This is a genomic window from Pseudomonas sp. NPDC089996, assembly GCF_044748405.1.
GTDB lineage: Bacteria > Pseudomonadota > Gammaproteobacteria > Pseudomonadales > Pseudomonadaceae > Aquipseudomonas.
In genome coordinates this window covers 277804-293890 of sequence record NZ_JBIVGA010000001.1, presented here as the reverse complement: position 1 = coordinate 293890, position 16087 = coordinate 277804, and the positions used below count along the sequence as shown (strand labels likewise).

At 63.3% G+C, this 16087-nt stretch carries 15 protein-coding genes and 1 pseudogene; 9 read left to right on the top strand and 7 right to left on the bottom strand.

Translation table 11 applies throughout. The features are described from left to right. The first annotated feature begins 5 nt into the window (after nt 1–5). Genes ACIPW4_RS01400 through ACIPW4_RS01390 form a run of 3 tightly spaced genes read left to right on the top strand, consistent with a single transcriptional unit; the run spans nt 6 to nt 2301 of the window. Entirely contained in the window at nt 6–710 is a 705-nt protein-coding gene (locus ACIPW4_RS01400) for a DUF484 family protein (RefSeq protein WP_400654179.1), read from the top strand. Continuing rightward, the gene (gene xerC, locus ACIPW4_RS01395) at nt 710–1609 is read left to right on the top strand and encodes a tyrosine recombinase XerC (RefSeq protein ID WP_400654177.1); all 900 of its coding nucleotides are present in this window, start codon (nt 710–712) and stop codon (nt 1607–1609) included. The genes ACIPW4_RS01400 and xerC overlap by 1 nt, the downstream gene beginning before the upstream one ends. Further along, nucleotides 1606–2301 carry an HAD family hydrolase gene (locus ACIPW4_RS01390; protein WP_400654175.1) on the top strand — a complete coding sequence of 232 codons (696 nt, stop codon included), beginning with the start codon at nt 1606–1608 and terminating at the stop codon, nt 2299–2301. Before xerC ends, ACIPW4_RS01390 begins: the two co-directional genes overlap by 4 nt. A gap of 118 nt (nt 2302–2419) precedes the next feature. On the opposite strand, the gene sutA is transcribed toward ACIPW4_RS01390, so the two are convergent. The 3 genes from sutA to glnK all read right to left on the bottom strand — a co-directional run bounded on the left by sutA (nt 2420) and on the right by glnK (nt 4897). Then, on the bottom strand, nt 2420–2749 hold the full coding sequence (gene sutA, locus ACIPW4_RS01385; RefSeq protein ID WP_400654173.1) for a transcriptional regulator SutA: 330 nt from the start codon (nt 2747–2749) through the stop codon (nt 2420–2422). A gap of 427 nt (nt 2750–3176) precedes the next feature. Beyond that, complete coding sequence (locus tag ACIPW4_RS01380; RefSeq protein ID WP_400654171.1) at nt 3177–4511, bottom strand: ammonium transporter; 1335 nt, start codon at nt 4509–4511, stop codon at nt 3177–3179. 47 nt (nt 4512–4558) lie between these two features. Beyond that, entirely contained in the window at nt 4559–4897 is a 339-nt protein-coding gene (gene glnK, locus ACIPW4_RS01375) for a P-II family nitrogen regulator (protein WP_002555808.1), read from the bottom strand. A gap of 376 nt (nt 4898–5273) precedes the next feature. On the opposite strand from glnK, the gene ACIPW4_RS01370 reads away from it, so the two are divergent. Together ACIPW4_RS01370 and ACIPW4_RS01365 are read left to right on the top strand one after the other, a co-directional pair. Continuing rightward, entirely contained in the window at nt 5274–5537 is a 264-nt protein-coding gene (locus ACIPW4_RS01370; RefSeq protein WP_400654170.1) for an accessory factor UbiK family protein, read from the top strand. A 22-nt stretch (nt 5538–5559) separates the two neighbouring features. Further along, nucleotides 5560–5988: a molybdopterin-binding protein gene (locus ACIPW4_RS01365; RefSeq protein WP_400654168.1), complete on the top strand. Its 429-nt coding sequence runs from the start codon at nt 5560–5562 to the stop codon at nt 5986–5988. Nucleotides 5989–6020: 32 nt separating this feature from the next. Here the strand turns inward: ACIPW4_RS01365 and ACIPW4_RS01360 are convergent, their stop codons facing one another. Next, on the bottom strand, nt 6021–8033 hold the full coding sequence (locus ACIPW4_RS01360) for a DUF4034 domain-containing protein (RefSeq protein WP_400654166.1): 2013 nt from the start codon (nt 8031–8033) through the stop codon (nt 6021–6023). A 255-nt stretch (nt 8034–8288) separates the two neighbouring features. Here ACIPW4_RS01360 and ACIPW4_RS01355 point away from each other — a divergent pair, with 255 nt between their 5' ends. Then, on the top strand, nt 8289–9779 hold the full coding sequence (locus ACIPW4_RS01355; protein WP_400654164.1) for a YifB family Mg chelatase-like AAA ATPase: 1491 nt from the start codon (nt 8289–8291) through the stop codon (nt 9777–9779). Here the strand turns inward: ACIPW4_RS01355 and ACIPW4_RS01350 are convergent. Continuing rightward, nucleotides 9753–10757 carry a response regulator gene (locus ACIPW4_RS01350; protein ID WP_400654162.1) on the bottom strand — a complete coding sequence of 335 codons (1005 nt, stop codon included), beginning with the start codon at nt 10755–10757 and terminating at the stop codon, nt 9753–9755. The two genes, ACIPW4_RS01355 and ACIPW4_RS01350, sit on opposite strands and share 27 nt — an antisense overlap. Before the next feature lie 218 nt (nt 10758–10975). On the opposite strand from ACIPW4_RS01350, the pseudogene ACIPW4_RS01345 reads away from it, so the two are divergent. Next, nucleotides 10976–11650, top strand: a pseudogene (locus tag ACIPW4_RS01345) (sensor histidine kinase); the annotation flags it as partial. Between the two features lie 54 nt (nt 11651–11704). Here the strand turns inward: ACIPW4_RS01345 and ycaC are convergent. Both ycaC and ACIPW4_RS01335 read right to left on the bottom strand, forming a co-directional pair. After that, nucleotides 11705–12331, bottom strand: a complete 627-nt coding sequence (gene ycaC / locus ACIPW4_RS01340; protein WP_004375560.1) for an isochorismate family cysteine hydrolase YcaC — start codon at nt 12329–12331, stop codon at nt 11705–11707. Nucleotides 12332–12415: 84 nt separating this feature from the next. Beyond that, on the bottom strand, nt 12416–12766 hold the full coding sequence (locus tag ACIPW4_RS01335) for a helix-turn-helix domain-containing protein (RefSeq protein WP_400654160.1): 351 nt from the start codon (nt 12764–12766) through the stop codon (nt 12416–12418). Between the two features lie 144 nt (nt 12767–12910). On the opposite strand from ACIPW4_RS01335, the gene ACIPW4_RS01330 reads away from it, so the two are divergent. Next, entirely contained in the window at nt 12911–13885 is a 975-nt protein-coding gene (locus tag ACIPW4_RS01330) for a GlxA family transcriptional regulator (RefSeq protein WP_400654158.1), read from the top strand. Between the two features lie 167 nt (nt 13886–14052). After that, nucleotides 14053–15840 (top strand): monovalent cation:proton antiporter-2 (CPA2) family protein, encoded by a 1788-nt coding sequence (locus ACIPW4_RS01325; protein WP_400654156.1) that lies wholly within the window; start codon nt 14053–14055, stop codon nt 15838–15840. Nucleotides 15841–16087 lie beyond the last annotated feature (247 nt).

Below are 16087 nucleotides of genomic sequence, written 5' to 3'. Positions count from 1 at the left end.
CCGCCATGACCGATCAGCCAGTACCCCAGCAGCCCGATGAGCTCGACGCCGAAGCGGTGGTCGCCTACCTGCGCGCCCACCCCACCTTCTTCGCCGAGCACGACGAGCTGCTGATCGAACAACGCATCCCCCACCAGCGCGGCGACAGCGTGTCGCTGGTGGAGCGCCAGCTCACACTGCTGCGCGATCGCAACATCGAGATGCGCCATCGCCTGTCGCAACTGATGGACGTGGCTCGTGACAACGACCGGCTGTTCGACAAGACCCGCCGGCTGATCCTCGACCTGCTCGATGCTGGCAGCCTGGAGGAAGTGGTAATGGCCGTCGAAGACAGCCTGCGCCAGGAATTCCAGGTGCCTTTCGTCAGCCTGATCCTGTTCGGCGACAACGTGGCACCCGTCGGCCGCTGGGTAAGCAATGCCGAAGCCCAGCAAGCCATCGGCGGCCTGCTCGGTGGCGGCAAGACCGTCAGCGGCAACCTGCGCGAGCACGAACTGGCTTTCCTGTTCGGCAAAGAGCAGCAGCCGGAAGTCGGTTCCAGTGCAGTTGCAGCCCTCGAATACCAGGGGCTGCATGGCGTACTGGCGATTGGCAGCCGCGACCCGCAGCACTACAAGAGCAGTGTCGGCACCTTGTTCCTCGGCTATATCGCCGAAGTGCTCGGCCGCGTGGTGCCGCGCGTGACCCAGACCCTGCGTCCGGTGCGCTGATGGAACGCCAGCTGGAGGCTTATTGCGCACACCTGCGCAACGAGCGCCAGGTGTCGGACCACACCCTACTGGCCTACCGCCGCGACCTCGACAAGGTCATCGAATACTGCAATAACCAGGGCATCGCCGGATGGGGCGCGCTGCAGATCCAGCAACTGCGCCAGCTGATCGCTCGCCAGCACCACCAGGGGCAGTCCTCGCGCAGCCTGGCGCGGCTGCTGTCTGCGGTACGGGGCCTGTACCGTTACCTCAACCGCGAAGGCCTGTGCCAGCACGATCCGGCCACCGGCCTGAGCGCGCCCAAAGGTGAACGCCGGCTGCCCAAGGTGCTGGACGCCGACCGCGCCTTGCAACTGCTCGATGGCGGCGTCGACGACGACTTCATCGCCCGTCGCGACCAGGCCATTCTTGAACTGTTCTATTCCTCCGGCCTGCGCCTCTCCGAGCTGAACAACCTCGACCTCGAGCAGCTCGACCTGGCCGCCGGCCTGGTGCAGGTACTGGGCAAGGGCAGCAAGACCCGCGTACTGCCCGTCGGCCGCAAGGCCCGTGAGGCCTTGCAAGCCTGGTTCAAGCTGCGCGGCATCGGCGGCCCGCGGGATAGCGCGGTGTTCATCACCCGCCAGGGCAAGCGCATGAGCCCGCGGGCCATCCAGCTGCGGGTCAAGGCCGCTGGCGAGCGCGAGCTGGGCCAGCATCTGCACCCGCACATGCTTCGCCATTCCTTCGCCAGCCATGTGCTGGAATCCTCCCAGGACCTGCGTGCGGTGCAGGAAATGCTCGGCCATGCCGACATCAGCACCACGCAGATCTATACCCACCTGGACTTCCAGCACCTGGCCATGGTGTACGACAGCGCCCATCCTCGGGCCAAACGCAGCAAAGGCACAGACTCATGAGCATCAAGCTGATCACCTTCGACCTCGACGACACCCTGTGGGACACCGCGCCCGTGATTGCCAGCGCCGAGGTCGTGCTGCGCGACTGGCTCGAAGCCAACGCCCGCAACCTTGGCGGCGTACCGGTGGAGCACCTGTTTGCCATCCGCGAGCGCCTGGTGCAGGCCGAGCCGGGTCTCAAGCACCGCATCAGCGCCCTGCGCCGGCGTGTGCTGTTCCACGCCCTCGAAGAAGTCGGCTACAGCGAAAAGCAGGCACAGGAACTGGCCAATGAAGGCTTTGAGGTCTTCCTGCATGCCCGCCACCAGGTCGAATTGTTCCCCGAGGTACAACCGGTGCTGGAGATCCTGCGCCATCACTACATCTTGGGGGTGGTCACCAACGGCAACGCCGATGTTAGCCGCCTGGGGCTGGCGGACTACTTCCGCTTTGCCCTGTGCGCGGAGGACCTGGGCATCGGCAAGCCGGACCCGGCGCCATTCCTAGAGGCGCTCAAGCGTGGCGAGGTAGAAGCCAGCGCGGCGGTGCATATCGGTGATCACCCGGGCGATGATATCGCCGGGGCCCAACGTGCCGGTTTGCGCGCCGTATGGTTCAACCCGCAGGGCAAGGCCTGGGAGGGTGAACGTGCGCCGGATGCCGAGATCCAGCGGCTGTCCCAGTTGCCCGACGTCCTGGCGCGCTGGCGCTGACATTGTGGGCCTTGCGGCCCTTTCGCGACACAAGGCCGCTCCCACAGAGACCGCGTCGACTTGAAAGGCAGGCACAAAAAAGCCCGCAGCGACGGCGGGCTCTTTTGTATTCAGCCACTCAGATAGGGCGGCTGCCGTACTTGTTGTCCGGCTTCTTGGGCGGGTCGGCGACCACGTTGGCCTCGACTTCCTGCACCTTGCCACCGCGCGAAAGGAATTCTTCCATCGCTCTGGCCAGGGCATCACGCTCCTTCTGCTTGGCTTCCATGCTTGGCATCTCGTCTACCGAGACAGCCGCCTTGGATTTGCCCTTGGCAGTCGGTGCCGGGCTGCTGTCGTCATCGCCAGCATCTTCCGCACCATCGTCAGCTGCCGCTTCGAGGCCCTCATCAGCCTCGTCTTCGTCGCCTACTTCGAGGTCATCATTTTCCAGATCGTCGTCGCTCATGTTCTACCTCATGACTTGCGAAAAGCAGGTTAGTTATAGACCAGTGCAGCCGTAGACCGGCAGCCACCAGTGAAAATTCAACTGGCCGTGGGTTAGGCCACTGCCCTTGGGTCGGCGCTCCTGATGGGAGGCGGCACCCAGCAGGCCCTGCTCCTGGCAGGACCTGACAAATCCTTCAACCCTGCTGGCCACACGCTAATGGCAAGCCTAGCAAAGGCTGGCAAAGCGTGCGGACTACTCGTCAAACACCCTTTGGCGCGCATTCTAGCGCGCCCGTAGAAAAAGCAAAGCACCATAAACGCCCCAATACTTGTAAGTTTTTGGCCTACGTCGCGAACGTGAGTGATAAACCGTTTGCACTGCGGGAAATGGTAAAAAACAGGCAAAAAAATGCCCGGCGAACCGGGCAAGTTTTTCCAGCGTCGCGTTACAGGTTGTAGCCGCGTTCGTTGTGTTGAGCCAGGTCGAGGCCAACCGACTCTTCTTCTTCGTTGACCCGCAGGCCCATCACCACATCCAGCACCTTGAGGATCACGTAAGTCACGATGGCGGTGTAGACCACGGTGAAGATCACGCCCTTGGCCTGGATCCATACCTGGGCACCGATATCGGTGACCGCGCCGAAGCCGCCCAGGGCCGGAGCCGCGAACACGCCGGTGAGGATTGCACCGATGATGCCGCCGACACCGTGCACGCCGAAGGCGTCGAGGGAGTCGTCATAACCCAGCTTGCGCTTGAGGGTGGTAGCGCAGAAGTAGCAGATCACGCCCGAGGCCAGGCCGATCACCAGGGCGCCCATCGGGCCCACGGTACCAGCGGCCGGCGTAATGGCGACCAGGCCGGCGACCACACCCGAGGCGATACCCAGGGCGCTCGGTTTGCCGTGTCCAATCCACTCGGCGAACATCCAGCCCAGCGCAGCGGCGGCGGTGGCGATCTGGGTCACCAGCATGGCCATGCCGGCAGTGCCGTTGGCGGCGGCGGCGGAGCCGGCGTTGAAGCCGAACCAGCCGATCCACAGCATGGCCGCGCCCATCAGGGTGTAGCCCAGGTTGTGCGGGGCCATCGGAGTGGTCGGGTAGCCTTTGCGCTTGCCCAGCACCAGGCAGCAGACCAGGCCTGCGATACCGGCGTTGATGTGCACCACGGTGCCACCGGCGAAGTCGAGTACGCCCCAGTCCCACATCAGCGCGCCGTCACCGCTCCACACCATGTGCGCGATCGGTGCGTAGACCAGCGTGAACCAGATGCCCATGAACACCAGCATCGCCGAGAATTTCATGCGCTCGGCGAAGGCACCGACGATCAGTGCCGGGGTGATGATGGCGAAGGTCATCTGGAAGGTGATGAATACCGCTTCAGGGAACAATGCGGTGGCCGAGGTCAGGTTCTCGGGCGTTACACCGCTGAGAAACGCCTTGGAGAAACCACCAACGAAGGAATTGAAGTTGAGCACGCCTTTTTCCATACCGGTGGTATCGAAGGCCATGCTGTAGCCGTAGACGACCCAGAGAATGCTCATCAGGCCGGTGATAGCGAAGCACTGCATCATCACCGACAGTACGTTCTTGGAACGCACCATGCCGCCGTAGAACAAGGCCAGGCCCGGTATGGTCATGAACAGCACCAGCGCCGTTGCGGTCAGCATCCAGGCGGTGTCGCCGGAGTTCAGCGCCGGCGCGGCAGCTTCCTCTGCCAGGGCAAGCCCGGGCATTACGAGGGACAATAGGGCTCCTAGCCCTGCGATCTGACGCAGAGTCATGTTGTTTTCTCCTGGGGCGTTGGGTTTGGTGAGGCTTTTTTCGGCGCTTAGATCGCGTCGGTATCGGTTTCGCCGGTACGGATGCGGATCGCCTGCTCCAGATTCACCACGAAGATCTTGCCGTCACCGATCTTGCCGGTGTTGGCTGCCTTGGTGATGGCTTCGATCACTCGATCAAGGTCCTTGTCGTCGATGGCGACATCGATCTTCACTTTGGGCAGGAAGTCGACCACATACTCCGCGCCGCGATACAGCTCGGTGTGGCCCTTCTGCCGGCCGAAACCTTTGACTTCGGTGACGGTAATGCCCTGCACGCCGATTTCCGACAGCGACTCGCGCACGTCGTCCAGCTTGAACGGCTTGATGATGGCTGTGACTAGCTTCATGAAACTCTCTCCCGATTTGGTGGACTTGCCCCAGGAAAACAAACCCGTCTCAAGTCTAAGCGCAGCGGTTGGCTTTGTAACGCGTCGTCGGCATCCGGCTCCGCGTGCGCACTGCCTGGTCACAAGGAACTGCATCAGTGCATGGCTCGTACAGGTCTTTGCAGAAACCTTGCCACTTTCGCTAAAACGCGGGAAAACAGCGGCTTATGCGCATCGGTGAGAATTGGCCAGTCGCCAGCATGGTAAACCTGCACAACTTCGGTGCAGCCAGGTTCCACCGCCTGCTCGAAAAATGTGCAACTGCGTGTGGTCAATGGTGCAAGTTTGCCCCGTGCTACACTGCGGGCCATTTCTCAGTATCAGTGGACAGCCCGACATGCTCGCGCCCAAAGCCCTTCTCGACGCCCTGAGCGACCAGGCCTCGCGCCTGTTCAGCAGTGATACCGCCCAGCCACGCGCCGAACTGGAAAGCCAGTTCAAGGTGCTGATGCAAGGCGCCTTCAGCAAGCTGGACCTGGTCAGCCGTGAAGAATTCGACAGCCAGATGGTCGTGCTGGCGCGCACCCGTGCCCGCCTCGAGGCCCTGGAGAAGCAAGTCGCCGAGCTGGAAGCGCGGATGGCGGCAGCGTCGCAGGACTAACAATCGATAAGGAGTAGTCACCATGAAAGCTAGTGCCCGCAATGTCTTTGAAGGTACCGTCAGCGCCGTGCAACCCGGCGCAGTGAATGCCGAGGTCGAACTGACTCTTGGTCGCGGCGAGAAGCTGGTGGCGGTGGTCACCATGACCAGCTTGCACAATCTCGGCATCAACGTCGGCAAACAGGCCGTGGCCCTGGTCAAGGCCCCTTGGGTGGTGCTGATGACCGATGCCGACGGTTACCGGCTTTCGGCCCGCAACGCCCTGGAAGGTGAAGTGGTGCGCGTGGGAGACGGAGCGGTGAACGCCGAAGTGGTGCTGAAGTTGGCGGGTGGTACCGAGGTGTATTCCATCGTCACCCGCGAGGCCGTGCAGGAACTTGGCCTGGCACCCGGCGTGAAAGCCACAGCGCTGATCAAGGCCTCGCACATCATCCTCGGCGCCAAGCCCTAACAGCTGGGGCCGCCCAGCGGCCCCGACTTCATTCAGGCCGAAGCTCTGTGCTGGCCTGCGGCCTTGGGCGGCAGTTCGCTGGCATGCAGGTCGCCACGGAACAATGTCGCCCCGCACACGGTAAACAATGTTTTCACCCTGCTGTGCGAATTGCGGATCTCGGCCTGTATGGCTTCGATGTGCGGATCGCTCGACTGCAACGCAACGGCGCGATTGGCCCACTCGATTGCCGCAAAACGGCTCTGCTTGCGCGTGCCACAGCCCTGCATCCAGGCCAGCCCGAGTTCGGCACAGGCACGCGCTGCGGTCCAGGCGTCGGGGTGCTCGGCCAGCCGCAGCAAATAGCCGACCGCCTCGACACGCTCCCGCGCATCGCCGTGCTGGCGTAGCAGCATACCCAGCTGCAACTGCGCCCTGGCATGGATTTGCGGATGGTCCAGTACATCGAGCAGCAGCCGCTTGACGGCCAGCACTGCCTTGCGGTCCTCCAGCCCATCGGCCCCGCGCATCCGCTGACAGGCCAGGTCGAACTTGGCCATGGGGTTGCCACACTCCGCCGCGCGCGCCAGCCAGTGCTCGGCAGCCTGGCCACTCAGATAACGCTCTGGGGTGTCGTCCAGCCAGCCCCGATGCAAGTCGTACAGCGCCATGGCGGCATCTGGCAGCTTCAGTTGCGCACAGCCTTCATACAGAAAGTACGCGGCGTCATGCAGGTTCGCAGCCCAGAGCAGCCGCGGCACATCGAGCACCTCGAAGCCCTGCCCTTCGCGCCCGCACTGGCGCTTGACCGCCAGGCACAACCAGGTGCGTGCCTGCTCAGCGGATTGCCCGAAGCCCCACAACCCGAATTGATGCCCCGCAGCCCGCAGTGCACAGGCTGCCGCCTGTCGACGCTGGTCGCACAGCCGCTCGATGACGGTGCGCAATACCTGCGCGTCGTCCTGCGCCTCGTTGAAAAGCACCAGGCACACAAGGCTATGAAAGGGCTCGCCGATGGCCGAGACGAAGCCGTGGTCAGGGTAGAGCGCGACACTCTCGACAAAGTCGCGCATCGCACCGGGGTAATCCTGCAGCGAATAGCGCCGCAGTGCGCCACGCAGGGCCAGCAGCGTGGCGCGCTCCTTGGGCCTCAATTCGCGCTGCGCCCATTGGGCAAAGGTTCTGTGCCAGGTCGCGACCTGTGGCTGTTGCCTGGCATGTGGCAGCCAGAAGGTGTCTTCCAGGGCCAGCCAGCGGATCGCATTGCGCTGTGTTTCGGGCCAACCTTGGCACAGCGGGCCGCTGGCCAGCGCGTCGACCGCCTCAAAGCTGCCGCCCCAGCGTGGGGTCAGGTAACTGGCATAGGCCTCGATCGCTTCGAAGCAACCGGGAAACCACCCCAACGCATGGCGCAGCCAGTAGTCCCGGGCACTCTCGCCCTGCTCATGCCAACGCGCGCTCAAACTTGAAGGCAATGTCTGCGGCAACTCCAGCAACGGCGTCAGGCCGAACTTGACCAACAGGGGCGCAGCAGCCTCCTGCACTTCCACGTCGGCATGTGCGCTGGGCCGATAACGCGCCACCTGGCCATTGAACAGTTCGACCAACCAGCCGGGCTCGCGCAAATGCGAGCTGATCCGCAACATGCCGATCACTGCAGCAACCGGCTGTGCGTTGCATCCCATGGCTCGCAGAAAATGCGCCGCGCCCTTTTCACAGGCCTGTTCGGCAGCCAGCCAGCGTTCTTCGGACACTTCATGGGTGTCGGCATGCCCGCGAATCTGGCAAGCATGGCTGAAGCAGTGATACCCCATCACCACATGCGGGTGATAAGCCTTTGGGCAGGCGTCGATCCAGGCTTTCAGGGTGTGCGTCAGGGCTTTGCCGCCCTGTGTATCCCAATCCAGCAGGTAGCCTTGCACCGCTTCCAGGTAGGCAGGGCACTCACCGGGGGGCGCCTGCTGCCACTGCGCCTGGAGCGCATCGAACAAGCGGGTGAGTTCGGCGTAGTCATTGGCCTGTACCCGTTCTCGGATCTGCTGACGGGTGCGAATGAGCGTTTGCACGGGCAGTACCTTAAGTCCATTTCAGGGTTTCGCTGCCATCCAATGGCAACAACAGTCGCCCTTGAACACTAAGCCATAGCCGGGCTCTTCGCAAAGATATTGGATCCAGAATTGATCAGGTCGGGTGTAAAAGGCAGGGGAAAAACCTGGCATGCAAAACAAAGTCGCATTTTTCTTGCGCCGACCCCGCAGTGACTTACTAGGCTACGACAGGCCGCAGGAAGCGGCCCCAGACCCAGTACCAATGGAGCGTCCATGTCCCTCGCCCTCGTCCACAGCCGCGCCCAGGTCGGCGTACAGGCCCCGGCGGTCAGCGTCGAAACCCACCTGGCCAACGGCCTGCCCCACCTCACCCTGGTCGGCCTGCCAGAAACCACGGTCAAGGAAAGCAAGGACCGTGTGCGCAGCGCCATCGTCAATTCCGGGCTCAATTACCCCCAGCGGCGCATTACCCAGAACCTCGCACCGGCCGACCTGCCCAAGGATGGCGGGCGATATGACCTGGCCATCGCCCTGGGCATTCTGGCCGCCGATGGCCAGGTGCCGATGCCCGCCCTGGCTGAAATGGAATGCCTGGGTGAGCTGGCTCTTTCCGGCCAGCTGCGTCCGGTTCAGGGCGTGTTGCCGGCAGCGCTGGCGGCACGCCAGGCCGGCCGGGCGTTGGTGGTACCACGGGAGAACGCCGAAGAGGCCAGCCTGGCCGGAGGGCTCGTGGTGTACGCCGTGGGGCATCTGCTGGAGTTGGTGGCGCACCTCAACGGGCAGGTGCCGCTGCCGCCGTTCGCCGCCAATGGCCTGGTGCTCAAGCAGCAGCCCTACCCTGACCTCAGCGAAGTCCAGGGTCAGGTCGCCGCCAAACGGGCATTGCTACTGGCGGCAGCCGGGGCGCATAACCTGCTGTTCACCGGGCCACCCGGCACGGGCAAGACGCTGCTCGCGAGTCGCCTCCCCGGCCTGCTGCCGCCACTGGACGAACACGAGGCGCTGGAGGTGGCGGCGATCCAGTCAATCAGCGGCCACACGCCGCTGAACAGCTGGCCGCAGCGGCCATTCCGCCACCCGCACCATTCGGCCTCGGGGCCGGCGCTGGTAGGCGGCAGCAGCCGGCCGCAGCCCGGCGAGATCACCCTGGCGCACCATGGCGTGCTGTTTCTCGACGAGCTGCCAGAGTTTGAACGGCGTGTACTGGAAGTGCTGCGCGAGCCGCTGGAGTCGGGTGAGATCGTGATCGCGCGGGCGCGCGACAAAGTGCGCTTCCCGGCGCGCTTCCAGCTGGTGGCGGCGATGAACCCCTGCCCTTGCGGCTACCTGGGCGACCCGACTGGCCGCTGCCGCTGCAGTACCGAGCAGATTGCACGCTATCGCAACAAGCTGTCAGGCCCGTTGCTGGACCGCATCGACTTGCACCTGACCGTGGCCCGCGAGACCACCACGCTCAACAATCAACCAAGCGGCGAGACCAGCGCCGATGTGGCTGCCAAGGTGGCCGCGTCGCGTGAAGTGCAGCAGCGACGGCAAGGCTGTGCCAATGCGTTTCTGAACCTGGAGGGGTTGCGCAGCCACTGCCAGCTGGCAGCGCCAGACCAGGCCTGGCTGGAAAGTGCCTGTGAGCGGCTGAGCCTTTCCTTGCGGGCTGCGCACCGGTTATTGAAGGTTGCACGCACATTGGCGGATCTGGAGGGCAGCCAGGCAATCGGCAGGGGGCATCTGGCCGAGGCTTTACAGTACCGACCAGGGAGCAGTTAGATCCTGGGGCTGTTTTGCAGCACCAGACTGCGCCTCGATGAGGTTGTGCATAGCCACCAGCTCCAGCAGTGAGCGGGACTGCATCTTGTTCATGATGTTCTTCTTGTGCACCTTGGTGGTCACTTCACTGATGCCGATTGCCTGGGCGATCTGCTTGTGCGACAGGCCGCCGACCACCAGCGCGAACACCTGGCGTTCGCGCTGGGTCAGGCGTTGGTATTTTTCATCGACCCGCCGAGCATGGTGCCATTTGCGCCCCTCGGTCACGGCACGGGCGCGTACCGATTCGAGCAGTGCCAGCAGTTGGTCTTCATCGAAAGGCTTGATCAGAAACTCCACGGCCCCCGCGCGCATCGCCTGGACCGTCATGGGAATGGTGCCGAAGCCGGTCATGAATACGATCGGCCAGGGCAGTGCCATCTGGCGCAGCGCAGCCTGTACCTCAAGCCCGCTGGTTTCGGGCAGGTGCATGTCCAGCAGCAGGCAGGCGCTGGGCGTTTCCAGGCCGGCGTCGAACAGCTCTTCGGCGCTGGCGAACAAACGGTGGGGAATGCCCTGCGAGCGCAACAGGCGCCCCAGTGCCTTGCGCACCGATGCATCGTCGTCCACCACCAGCACCGGCGCGGGCGCAATGTCATCGGTCACGGCGCACAGTGCTGATTGACCCAGCGCCAGGCAAGGCACATCGAGGCTGACTTGCGCCGCCAGACGATAACCCCGGCGCGGTACGGTCTGGATGAGCCCACGGTCGCCGAAGGCCTTGCGCAGCAGTGACACCTGCACCTGCAGATTGTTGTCCTCGACCACCGTGCCGGCCCACACCTGGTTGAACAACTCGTCCTTGCCGACCACCCGGCCCTTGGCCCTGATCAGCGTGGCCAACACCTCAAAGGCACGCCCGCCCAACAGGATCGGCTTGCCGCCGAGAAAGGCTTCCCGCCGCTCCAGCGACACCTGAGCATTGCCAATTCGGATCATGGTTTCCTCGCGCGGGCATGGGCGATCAGACAATTATCCCTAGGGGATAGGTGAGTCTGAGCACTATACAAGCGGCCTCCAGCCGCCAGGGTTCGATAACGGACAACAGCGTGCCCGTTTCTGCCAAGCCGGCGGCAGGGCCCATTCTTGAGGGGTCCGCTGCGTATACTCGCGCCTCAGGATGTCGCTAACAGGGGTGCTTTATGCTGGATGAACGCCTGCAGGTAATGAGCGAGCTGTCTGCGTCCATCGCCCACGAAATCAGCCAGCCACTGTTGGGTATTGCCTCCAACGCCGCAGCCAGCCTGCGCTGGCTCAAGCGCGCAGAGCCCAACCTGGAAGAGGCGATTGCCGGCCTGGAAGACATTCGCAATGACAGCGAACGCGCCGCCAACATCGTCCGCGCACTGCGCTCTCTGGCCAGGCAGTCGCCGATGCAATTGAAGGCGGTAAAGGTCGACGAGTTGATTCGCGAGGTGCTGCGCCTGAGCTGCGCCGAAACCGCCAGCCACAAGGTCGAGGTGCAGACGCGGTTGCAGGCAGGGGTGAGCGTTATGGCCGATCCGGTGCAGTTACGGCAGCTGGTGTTGAACCTGATCACCAATGCGCTGGAGGCGCTGGCGGGGTATCGCCGTGATGGACTATTGCGGATAGCTTCTGCAATCACCGGGGATTGGCTCGAAATCTGCGTGGACGACAACGGGCCCGGCATTGCCGCGGACCAGCGGGCACGGGTGTTTGATGCCTTCCATACCACCAAGGACGAGGGGCTGGGGATGGGGCTGACAATCTGCAACTCGGTGGCGAAAGCCCATGGTGGGCAGTTGCAAGTGCTTGAGTCGGCATCTGGCGGCTGTCGGATTTGTTTCACTTTGCCCTTGAATCCTTCTTAGCCTGTTCTGGCCCTATCGCGGGTTTACCTGCGAAAGGGCCGGAACAGGTTTGCATCAGCGCGCGCTCAACGCCGCATAGCTGTTCATCAGGTTACGGTAGTTGGGAATCCGCTGCGACAGCAGGTTACCCAGCCCTTCGATGTCGTTGCGCCAGTCGCGGTGCAGCTCACAGGCCACTGAGAACCAGTTCATCATCTGCGCACCCGCCTGGGTCATGCGTACCCAGGCCGCCTGCTGTACCGTCTCGTTGAAGGTGCCCGAGGCGTCAGTCACCACGAACACTTCAAAACCTTCCGCCAATGCCGAAAGGGTCGGGAACGCCACGCACACATCCGTTACCACGCCTGCGATGATCAGCTGCTTGCGGCCCGTGGCCTTGATTGCCTTGACGAAGTCTTCGTTGTCCCAGGCGTTGATCTGGCCTGGGCGAGCAATGTAAGGCGCGTCCGGGAACATCTCTTTAAGCTCCGGTACCAGAGGGCCGTTGGGGCCTTGCTCGAAGCTGGTGGTGAGAATGGTCGGCAGGCCGAAGAACTTGGCCAGGTCGCCCAAGGCCAGGACGTTGTTCTTGAATTCGTTGGGCGAGAAGTCCTGCACCAGCGAGATCAGGCCGGTCTGGTGGTCGACCAGTAGCACCACGGCGTCGTCTTTGTTGAGGCGCTTGTAATCAGGTTGGCTCATGGGGTGGCTCCTTGGGTTGGGAAAACGGGCCGGGACTCGCTCAAGGGCTTGTCCCGAGGGGTTATACCGGCAGATAGCTTAGGCTTAAGGATGGACTTGCGCCTGGCGCCAAGCCTTGGGCGGCTGGCCGACCAAGCGGCTGAAGGCACGGGTGAAATGGGCCTGATCACAGAAGCCGCACTCCAGGCTCACATGGGTGATCGGCGCTTCGGTCACGAGCAGTCGCTTGGCCTTTTCCATGCGCGCCAGCAGGCGCCAGGCCTGTGGCGAGAGGCCGGTATTGACCTTGAAGGCGCGGGAGAAATGGCTGCGGGTGAGGTTGCACACGGCAGCTATTTCGATAATCGACAGCGTGGTGTGCAGCATCTGTTCCTTGGCCTGGCGCAACCGCTCGGGCGTCAGCGCGCCGGGGGGTGGCGCTGGCTGTTGGGGCATCCCGAGGCACATGGCGACTCTCCTGTTCAATGGAGTAAGTCTCGCCGCCGGCATGTGACAAAGTCCTGAGCCAAAGCTGAATTGTTCTTAATTGTGCAGCGCTGCCCTAAGATGCGGTGCTTACGACACCAAGAGCTATGAGGTATGCAGGAAAATCGCGCTCATCGCACCGTGGCCATGGTGCTGTTCAACGATGTGCTGTTGCTGGATGTAACTGGGCCAATGGATGCCTTTGCCATCGCCAACCGGTTCTTGCCCGAGCACAAACGTTACCGCTTGCTCACTGTGGCCGAAGGCCAACAGGCGATTCGCGGCTCGTGCGGCCTGAACGTCCTGGCCGACCTGCGCCTGGAGGCACTGCCTGACGGCGTCGATCTGTTGCTGGTGCCAGGCGGCCCGGGTGCCTATGACATCGCCCTGCCGGGGCTGGAACGCTGGCTGCCACGGGCTGTGCGCAGTGCCAGACGCTTTGGCGCCATCTGCACCGGCGTGTTCCTGCTGGGCCGGGCGGGGTTACTCGACGGATACCGCTGCACGACCCACTGGAACTATGTGGAGCGGCTGGCTCAGGCGTTCCCTGAAGCCAAGGTCGAGACCGAGCAGATCTACGTGATCGACCGCTGCCTGATCACATCGGGCGGAATCACCGCCGGGATCGACCTGGCGCTGGCGGTGGTGGCCGAGGACCATGGCAAGGCGCTGGCCCTGGAAGTGGCCAAGGTGCTGCTGGTCGCCCGCCATCGCCAGGGCGGTCAGACGCCCTACGGGCCGCTGCTGGCCGCCGTACCGCGTGACGATTCGCCGATTGCCCGGGTGCAGGCCTATATCGTCGACCATATCGACCAGGTGTTTACCGTGCAGAAGATGGCCGATCTGGTGGCCATGAGTGGGCGCAACTTTGCCCGGACCTTTCAACGCGAGGTCGGGATCACGCCGCTGCAGTACCTGCAGAACGCGCGGATCGACCAGGCGCGCAAGCTGCTGGAAGGCAGCGAACTGCCATTGAAAGTAGTCGCGGCGCGCTGTGGGTTTGGCAGTGACCGACATATGAGAAAAGTGTTCTGTGAGCGGATCGGTATGACACCGGCGCAGTATCGGGCGCAGTTTGGCGGGAGTTGAGCGTTCATCCCAGGGAGTGCGGGCCTTGTGAGAGAGCAGGCGCCAATGTCCCTTTTGGGGTGACAATGTTTCTCCTTCTCGGCAGATTGTCTGACTCACAACCGACCTCCAGAATTGTCCGCCAAACTGTTCAAACGCTGCCCCGGCAGCTCATGGAGTACGAGCCAATGCCACACGAAGGCAGCCTTCTGCAAACCGCGGTGATCTTCCTGCTCGCCGCGGTCGTCGCCGTCCCCCTGGCCAAGCGCCTGCAACTGGGGGCCGTGATCGGTTACCTGCTCGCGGGCGTTGCCATCGGCCCCCAGGCTTTGGGCCTGATCCGCGACACCGAAAGCGTCGCGCACATTTCCGAACTGGGCGTGGTCCTGCTGCTGTTCATCATCGGCCTCGAGTTGTCACCCAAACGCCTGTGGCTGATGCGCAAGTCGGTGTTCGGCGTTGGTACCGCCCAGGTGCTGCTGACTGGCGCGGTGATCGGCGCCATCGCCCTGTTCGGCTTCGGCCAGTCGTTGCCGGCAGCCATCGTGCTCGGCCTGGGCCTGGCACTGTCATCCACCGCCCTCGGCCTGCAGAGCCTGGCCGAAAGCAAGCAGCTCAACGCCCCCCATGGCCGGCTCGCGTTCGCCATCCTGCTGTTCCAGGATATCGCCGCGATCCCGCTGATCGCCCTTGTTCCGCTGCTGGCCGCCAGCGGCCCGGACACCAGCCACGGCGACAGCTTGCAACATGGCCTGAAGGTGTTCGCCAGCATCGCGGTGGTCATCATCGGCGGCCGCTACCTGCTGCGCCCGGTGTTCCGCACCGTGGCCCGCACCGGCCTGCCGGAAGTGTCCACCGCCACCGCGCTGCTGGTGGTGATCGGCACCGCCTGGCTGATGGAAGAAGCCGGTATCTCCATGGCCTTGGGCGCCTTCCTCGCAGGCCTGCTGCTGGCCGACTCGGAATACCGCCACGAACTTGAATCGCAAATCGAACCGTTCAAGGGCCTGCTGCTGGGGCTGTTCTTCATCAGCGTGGGTATGGGCGCCAACCTGAACCTGCTGCTGGAAATGCCCCTGGTGCTGCTGGGCCTGACCCTGCTGCTGGTGGGGGTGAAGCTGGCCCTGCTGATCGGCGTCGGCCGCCTGGCCGGTGGTTTGACAAGCGCCAGCGCGCTGCGCCTGGGCATGGTGCTGGCGGCCGGTGGCGAGTTCGCCTTCGTGGTGTTCAAGCTGGGCAAGGACCAGGGCCTGTTCGATACCCAGACCTATGACCTGCTGCTGATGACCATCACCCTGTCGATGGCCATCACCCCGCTGCTGATGCTCGGCTGCGCCCGTGCCCTCAAGCGCCCGCAACCGGCGCGTGAAGTGCCCGAGCAATACAAGGCCATCGACGCCGGCACGCCACGGGTGGTGATCGTCGGCATGGGCCGCATGGGCCAGATCGTCGCGCGCATCCTGCGGGCGCAGAAGATCCCGTTCATTGCCCTGGAAACCTCGGTGGACACCATCGAAATGACGCGCATGTTCGAACAGGTCCCGGTGTTCTACGGCGACCCGCTGCGCGCCGAGGTGCTGCATGCGGCCAAGGTCGGTGAGGCGGAATACTTCATCATCACCATCGACGACCCTGAAGCCGCGATCCATACCGCTGAACGGGTGAAGCGCCAGTACCCACACCTAAAAGTCCTGGCCCGGGCGCGCAACCGCCAGCATGTGCACAAGCTGGCGGATGTGGGCGCAGAGCCGATTCGCGAGACGTTCTATTCGAGCCTGGAGATGACCCGCCGGGCGCTGGTCGGGCTGGGCTTGAGCGACGAGCAGGCGGCGGACCGGATCGAGCGGTTTGCCCAGCATGATGAGGAAGTGCTGGAGGCACAGGGGCATGTGCGCGATGACCGGGCCAAGGTGATGCAGACGGCCAAGGAGGCGCGGGTGGAATTGGCGCGGTTGTTTGATTCGGATGCGGATTGAAATGTCAGGCGATCACCTGCGGGCAACACGTCTTCTCGCAAGGACTCCCCAGGATGGGGAGGATCGAACATAGGCATTAGTGCAGCCTCCTGACATCAGTGTGGCACATGTAGGCATACCTGAAGATTTTCCGGGTTGCTCAGTGTGCGCTTGGGCTATCCATTTGGCGCCGTTATGTCGTCCGTTATCTGTGTAGGCTATTTCCCAAAACAGTCTGCTGAGGTTTATGGATTTTTCAGCATAACGA

Bases quoted from the DNA above. Each gene is read 5' to 3' on its own strand.
- ACIPW4_RS01400 (WP_400654179.1), top strand. From the start codon at position 6: ATGACCGATCAGCCAGTACCCCAGCAGCCCGATGAGCTCGACGCCGAA.
- xerC (WP_400654177.1), top strand. From the start codon at position 710: ATGGAACGCCAGCTGGAGGCTTATTGCGCACACCTGCGCAACGAGCGC.
- ACIPW4_RS01390 (WP_400654175.1), top strand. From the start codon at position 1,606: ATGAGCATCAAGCTGATCACCTTCGACCTCGACGACACCCTGTGGGAC.
- sutA (WP_400654173.1), bottom strand. From the start codon at position 2,749: ATGAGCGACGACGATCTGGAAAATGATGACCTCGAAGTAGGCGACGAA.
- ACIPW4_RS01380 (WP_400654171.1), bottom strand. From the start codon at position 4,511: ATGACTCTGCGTCAGATCGCAGGGCTAGGAGCCCTATTGTCCCTCGTA.
- glnK (WP_002555808.1), bottom strand. From the start codon at position 4,897: ATGAAGCTAGTCACAGCCATCATCAAGCCGTTCAAGCTGGACGACGTG.
- ACIPW4_RS01370 (WP_400654170.1), top strand. From the start codon at position 5,274: ATGCTCGCGCCCAAAGCCCTTCTCGACGCCCTGAGCGACCAGGCCTCG.
- ACIPW4_RS01365 (WP_400654168.1), top strand. From the start codon at position 5,560: ATGAAAGCTAGTGCCCGCAATGTCTTTGAAGGTACCGTCAGCGCCGTG.
- ACIPW4_RS01355 (WP_400654164.1), top strand. From the start codon at position 8,289: ATGTCCCTCGCCCTCGTCCACAGCCGCGCCCAGGTCGGCGTACAGGCC.
- ACIPW4_RS01350 (WP_400654162.1), bottom strand. From the start codon at position 10,757: ATGATCCGAATTGGCAATGCTCAGGTGTCGCTGGAGCGGCGGGAAGCC.
- ycaC (WP_004375560.1), bottom strand. From the start codon at position 12,331: ATGAGCCAACCTGATTACAAGCGCCTCAACAAAGACGACGCCGTGGTG.
- ACIPW4_RS01335 (WP_400654160.1), bottom strand. From the start codon at position 12,766: ATGCCCCAACAGCCAGCGCCACCCCCCGGCGCGCTGACGCCCGAGCGG.
- ACIPW4_RS01330 (WP_400654158.1), top strand. From the start codon at position 12,911: ATGCAGGAAAATCGCGCTCATCGCACCGTGGCCATGGTGCTGTTCAAC.
- ACIPW4_RS01325 (WP_400654156.1), top strand. From the start codon at position 14,053: ATGCCACACGAAGGCAGCCTTCTGCAAACCGCGGTGATCTTCCTGCTC.